The sequence below is a fragment of the Polaromonas sp. P1_E1_2 genome, assembly GCF_056406035.1.
The window spans coordinates 1-6,038 of sequence record NZ_JBFUAZ010000226.1; the positions used below are offsets into that span (position 1 = coordinate 1).

The following is a 6,038-nucleotide window of genomic DNA, read 5'->3' on the forward strand; positions in this document are numbered from 1 at the left end:
CCTCAAATTTGTCTTCATCACATCCGCTATTGATTTAATAGCTGCTAGCGCAGTATCAACGCGGGTTTCAGCCAGTTCTGACATCAAATGCGAGCGCTGCTGGCACTACCGGAGTGACGTGGGACACGACCCGGCCCACCCGACGATTTGCGGCCGTTGCACCAGCAACCTGTACGGTGCCGGTGAAGACAGGAAGTTCGCCTGATGGCCAAGACGACCTTCATCAAATCAGAGGGCAGCATGCTCCCCTGGCTGGGCCTGGCACTGTTGATCCTGATCGCTGACCAGTTCACCAAGGTATTGATCCTCGGCTATTACCGCCTAGGCGACTCCACCTATGTCACCAGCTTCTTCAACGTCGTGCGCGTGCACAACACCGGTGCGGCGTTTTCCTTCCTGGCCGAAGCCTCTGGCTGGCAGCGCTGGTTCTTCACCGCCATCGGGGTTGCCGCGGCGCTCTTTATTGTGTGGATGCTGCGCTCGCATGCCGGGCAAAAGCTGTTTTCCTTCGCGCTGGCCTGCGTCCTGGGCGGCGCTGTCGGCAATGTCGTTGACCGCACCCTGCATGGCTATGTGGTGGATTTCCTGCAGTTCCACTGGCACGGCTGGTATTTTCCTTCGTTCAATATCGCCGACGCCGCCATCACCGTTGGCGCGGTTTGCCTCATCCTGGATGAGCTGCTTCGGGTTCGGCGTACCCGATAAACCGGGGCCAAACCGCTTGCAGCCACCCGGTTCAAGGGTATAGTGGTTCCGACCTTATGAAGCATTTGTTGAATCTTTTGGCAGCCATTGCGCTGCTCGTGTGGGGCACCCATCTCGTTCGTACCGGCATCCTGCGGGTGTTCGGTGCCAATCTGCGCCACGTGCTGGCGGTCAGCATCAGCAACCGGCTGGCTGCGGCCGTCTCGGGCATTGGGGTGACGGCCCTGGTGCAGTCCAGCACCGCCACCTCCCTCATCGTTTCGTCATTTGTCGGGCAAGGCCTGGTCACCCTGCCGCTGGCGCTGGCCGTCATGCTGGGCGCCGACATCGGCACCAGCCTGATGGCCGTGGTGTTCTCTTTTGACCTGTCCTGGCTGTCGCCGCTCTTTATCTTTGTCGGCGTCGTGCTGTTCATCTCGCGGCAGGACACCAACGTCGGCCGCTTTGGCCGCGTGCTGATCGGCCTGGGCCTGATGCTGCTGGCCCTGCGGCTGGTCACGGCCTCCACCGAAGTTTTGACCCAGGCACCGGCCGTGAAAGCCCTGCTCGGCTCCCTCAGCAGCGACCTGCTGCTCGAAATCACCGCGGGCGCCTTCCTGGCCGTGGTGTCGTATTCCAGCCTGGCGATCGTGCTGCTCACGGCCACGCTGGCCGCCTCGGCCGTCATCCCCATCGATGTGGCGCTAGGCCTGGTCTTGGGCGCCAACCTCGGCAGCGGGCTGCTGGCGGTGCTGACCACACTGCGCTCGGCGGTCGAGGTGCGGCAGGTGCCGCTGGGCAACCTGTTCTTCAAGCTGCTGGGTATCGTCGTCGCAGCGCCCTTCATCGGCCTGTGGCTGCGCCACGTGCGACCCTACCTCGGCGAAGCGGCCACCGTGGTGGTGCTGTTCCATCTCACTTTCAACATGGTGGTAGGCGCCATGTTCATCGGCTGGACACAGGTGATTGCGCGCTGGGTAGAAAAACTTCTGCCCAAACCCGACAAAAACCAGGCCGGCGGCCGTCCCCACCATCTCGACCCTTCGGCATTGGCCACGCCGTCCCTGGCCATCTCATGCGCAGCCCGCGAAGCGCTGCACCAGGCCGACGTGGTGGAAACCATGCTGCTGGGCGTGCTGGCGGTCATCCAGAAGAACGACCTCAAGCTGGCCGAAGACCTGCGCAAGATGGACGATGCCGTCGACGAGCTGTATTCGTCGATCAAGTACTACCTCACCAAGATTTCACGCGAAGCGCTGGCCGAAGAAGAAAGCCGCCGCTGGACCGACATCATCAGCTTCACCATCAACATGGAGCAGATCGGCGACATCATCGAGCGCGTGCTGATTGACATCGAAGACAAAAAGATCAAGCCGGGCCGCAACTTCTCGGACGCCGGCATGGCTGAAATCGTCGAACTGCACGAGCGCCTGGTGGCCAACCTGCGCCTGGGCATGAGCGTGTTCCTCAATGGCACGGTGCGCGACGCGCAAAAGCTGCTGGAAGAAAAAGCCCGCTTTCGCGACCTGGAGCGGGCTTATGCCACCACCCACCTGGGCCGCCTGTCGGCCAATACGGTGCAAAGCCTGGAAACCAGCTCACTGCACATTGACCTGATCAGCGAACTCAAGCGCATCAACTCGCACATCTGCTCGATCGCCTACCCGATCCTGGATTCGGCCGGCGCACTGGCCCCCAACCGCTTGCGCCAGCCAGCCCTGACCGACCAGGCCTGAGTACAAAGGCAAGGCCGGCGAAGCGTCGCCCTAAGGCAAGCCCAGCACGTCGGAAAGAATCAGCGCGGCTTCCGTCGTGAACTCGCCGCGTTGCATGCCATCCACCAGTTGGGCGGCGTCCATCAGCCGGAACTGGGCCACTTCGCCGTCCTGGTTGTCAGGCGTCATGCCTTCGGGCACGGTGCAGCAATACCAGTCAATGTCCTCGACCACATAACCCGCACCGTTACCGTCGGTGGCTGGTCGACGGGTCGTGAGCCGGCCGCCGTAGCGCATCGCCTGCAGCTCGGCCACATGCAGGCCGGCCTCCTCCCAGGTCTCACGCACCAGGGCGGTTTCCACCGTGTCGACGGCAGACACCATGCCGCCCATCAGGGTGTCCCACAGGCCGGGGTCGTTGGACTTGTCAAGGGCACGCTGCTGCACCCAGAAGCGGCCATCAGGCGACTGCCCCACCAGGTGTACCGCCAGTGTGGTGATGCCCAGCGGCCGCACGGCCGCGCGCTCGACCGTGCCTTTGCGGTGGCCAAACTGGTCGGGCACCGCGAGCTGCTCGTCGCGCCAGGCACCGGCGAGGCCCGCTTCATGCAGCGCCACCGCGATCTTGTTCAGGCTGGTCGTGACGTCACCCATCACGCGCCAGCCCAAGGTTGAGGGCCGCTCTTCCTTGAGCAGCGGATGGCCGCCATCGGTCATGGCGTGCAGGGCCAGCTTGTGGAAGAAGCCCGGCTCCACCGATCCGATCACCGATTCACCGGCCCACAGCGGCACGCGTGGGCGCAGCGGCGGCTGGATCGCTCCGGCGCGCAGGGCTTGCAGCCATTGGGCATCAAAAGCAGGCGGCATCATCATGCGTCCTTGGGGCCCGTGCTGGCAGGCCATTGATATGCGAAAAGACCGGGGCAGCGGGCCATCCCGGATTCTGCTGCGCAGTTTACTTCGCCCGTACCAACCGGACATTACAAACCTGCCGGCCAGGCGGGAAGCATCAGCTCCGGAAATTTATTTGCTATTAATTTAATAGCTTCTCGCGCTTACCCCTATTGGATAAAACGGCTAAAACCCTTGAATTCGGGCGCAAACCTGCGAAGCTAGGCTTTGACGAACAAACCGTCCAGTCGCTTGTCCCACCTGGCCCCTGGCAACACATCAGCCAGCTGCGTATCGCCAAACGCAAAAGTCCCCCGCAGCACCTGAGCCAGCACCGCGCGGTAATCGTGATGCGCCGGCAAGTCGCGTCCTTCGTTGAGTTGGGCCAGGCCCGTCCACTGGCCATGCCAGCGTCCGCCGGCGACACGGTTGCCCATGAGCCACATGGCGTTGCCAAAGCCGTGGTCGGTGCCGCGTGTGCCGTTTTCGGCGCTGGTGCGCCCGAATTCGCTCATCACCACGACGACATCGCCGGGTTCGGAAAAATCCTGGCGCAGCTGCGCGATGCCGCGCGCCAGGTTGCCGAGGTTGTTGGCCAGCTGGCCGGTGGCGGCGCCCTGGTTGGCATGCGTGTCCCAACCGCCTGCCGACAAAAAACCGAGGCGCAGTTTGCGGTCATTGCGCATCAGCGTGCCCAGGTGTTGGGCATCGAGTTGCAGGCCCACGGGGTCGGCCGCGCCATTGCTGGCTGCCTGCATTTGCGCGTTCAGCGCCTGCGGATTACCGGGCGTGCCGTCGCGGTCCAGGCGCTTGTCTGCCATGCGCCTGCTGTCTTCCGCCATTTTCTCGGTCCTGGCATTTTTCTGTTCCGTGAGCTCCTGCGCACTCTGCATGCGGCTACCCGCACCCTGGCGGAAGGCTTCGCTGATCTTGTCATCACCGGCATACAGATCCATGAGCGCCTGGCGGGTTCTGTCGTTGGCCAGCACCCCGGTGCGTTCAGCAGACTGGCCACGCGGAATCAACCTGACGGCCGCCTGCCCGCCCAGAATGGCGGGGTTGGYCTCACCCACGCCGAGAGCGGCGGCGCCCGGTGCAGCGGCTTTGCCCAGGCCCGCTGTGGTGTTGAGCCACCCGGGCGCGCTGCTGGTCTTGCCGCCCTGCGCAATCTCCATCTGGTACTGCGCGTCGAAATGCGAACGGTTGGGTGCGGGCAGGCCGGCCGCGGGCACAAAACCCAAAACACCTTGCTGCCACAGCGGCAGCAGCGGGGCCAGCGCGGGATGCAGGGCAAAAGTCCTGTCGAGCTTCAAGGCGGTTTGCGCCGTTCCGTCGGGCGTCGCAATCGCGATGTTCGGGCGCAAAGCGTAGTAGTCCTTGTCTGCGTAGGGCACAAAGGCCGACAGGCCGTCATACGCGCCGCGCAGGAAGACGACGATGAGGCGCCCGCCGTCCAGGCCTGATCGGCTTGCGGGCAAGGCTTGCGCCCACACGCCGGGCGCTGCCAGCGACAAGGCGGACAACGCGCCCAAGCCCACCAGCCGGCGGCGTTGCAGCAGATTCGCCGATGAAGAAAAATTGGAGTTCATAGGAGTCCTCGTTGCGGCATATTCCATGTCCAGATCAAGCGTGAACGCGAAGTCCCGCCGCAGACAGTGCTACAGCACGGCAAGGCGGGCCGACAAAATGCACGTTTGATTTGGACATGGAATTATTTGCGCATGAAGTCAGGGCTGGCGAGCATCAGGCCGGTGCGCATCTGCGCGGGTTCCTGTGCGATGCGCTCGCGCGTCGCGATGCTGAAAAAGGCGTTGAGGTAAGACGGCTCAGCTGTGCGCTGCGCCAGGCCCATGGCGTAATCGGCGCGTCGCGTCAAAGCCTCAGGCGCAAGCCAGGTACCGGCATCGGTTTTGTAGCCGTCGGGCGTTTGCCAGCCGTGCATGGGCTGGCCGGCCTGCGCCAGGAAGCCCAGGGTTTGCACGATATCGCGGCGCTCCTTGACACCCCCGGCCGCAGTGAGCGCCGAACAGGCAAAGTCCAGCGGGGTTTTAAACAACTGGTTGTCTTGCGCCCAGAATTCCGGTGATTCGATCAGGGCGCGCATCACCGCACGGATGTCGCCCTGGGTAGCCGTGAAGGCAGTCGCCAACCGGTTCACCAGCGCGGGCGAGGGTTTGTCGGCCACAAAAAAACTGGCCAGCCGGATGGACACACGCCGCGCCGTCTCGGGCCGGCGTGCCAGGTAGCGAATGGCTTCCTCGCCTTCCGCAACGCCCTCGCTGCCAAACGTACGGCCCAGCAGCACCTTGCCTTCCTTGTCGTGAAGGCGCTCGGCAAAACGAAAACCCTCGCCGTCCTTGAGGTTCACCGTCCAGCCGGTGAGGATGCGGGCCAGTTCGTGCACGTCTTTTTGCGTGTAGCCGCTGTTCACGCCCAGGGTGTGCAACTCCATCAACTCGCGCGCGTAGTTTTCGTTAAGGCCGCGGCTGTTGCTCTGCGCCTGGTCCAGGTAGAACAGCATGGCCGGGTGCCTGGCGCTGGCCAGCAGCAGGTCTTCAAAACGGCCCAGGGCGTTGGCGCGAATCACATTGATCTCGTAGTGGCCGACAAAGGGGCGCACCGGTCCCTTGCCGACGAACACATTGAGGTGGTTGAACCAGAACTCGGTCATGCGGGCCAGCAGCGGATTTTCCAGCGCCGGATCGCTGCAGGACATCAGCCGCCAGGCAGCCGCGCCCTGGGCCATCT

6 protein-coding genes are annotated in these 6,038 nt (G+C 63.6%); 3 read left to right on the top strand and 3 right to left on the bottom strand.

The window, feature by feature from the left end:
- The 3 genes from AC1D1P_RS12035 to AC1D1P_RS12045 all read left to right on the top strand — a co-directional run.
- The coding region (locus tag AC1D1P_RS12035; protein WP_477673135.1) for a zinc finger domain-containing protein at window positions 1–205 on the top strand (205 nt) is incomplete at its 5' end.
- Window positions 205–705: a signal peptidase II gene (gene lspA / locus AC1D1P_RS12040; protein ID WP_477669686.1), complete on the top strand. Its 501-nt coding sequence runs from the start codon at window positions 205–207 to the stop codon at window positions 703–705. The genes AC1D1P_RS12035 and lspA, both read left to right, overlap by 1 nt.
- A 56-nt stretch (window positions 706–761) precedes the next feature.
- Window positions 762–2,420 (top strand): Na/Pi cotransporter family protein, encoded by a 1,659-nt coding sequence (locus AC1D1P_RS12045; protein WP_477669687.1) that lies wholly within the window; start codon window positions 762–764, stop codon window positions 2,418–2,420.
- A gap of 30 nt (window positions 2,421–2,450) precedes the next feature.
- Here AC1D1P_RS12045 and AC1D1P_RS12050 read toward each other — a convergent pair whose 3' ends face one another.
- The 3 genes from AC1D1P_RS12050 to AC1D1P_RS12060 form a co-directional block, all read right to left on the bottom strand.
- A complete protein-coding gene (locus tag AC1D1P_RS12050) occupies window positions 2,451–3,272 on the bottom strand; it encodes an NUDIX hydrolase (RefSeq protein WP_477673136.1) in 822 nt (273 codons plus the stop codon).
- 239 nt (window positions 3,273–3,511) lie between these two features.
- Complete coding sequence (locus AC1D1P_RS12055) at window positions 3,512–4,879, bottom strand: DUF1501 domain-containing protein (protein WP_477673137.1); 1,368 nt, start codon at window positions 4,877–4,879, stop codon at window positions 3,512–3,514.
- 122 nt (window positions 4,880–5,001) lie between these two features.
- Window positions 5,002–6,038, bottom strand: a 1,037-nt coding sequence (locus AC1D1P_RS12060; protein ID WP_477673138.1) for a DUF1800 domain-containing protein, incomplete at its 5' end; no start/stop codon positions are given.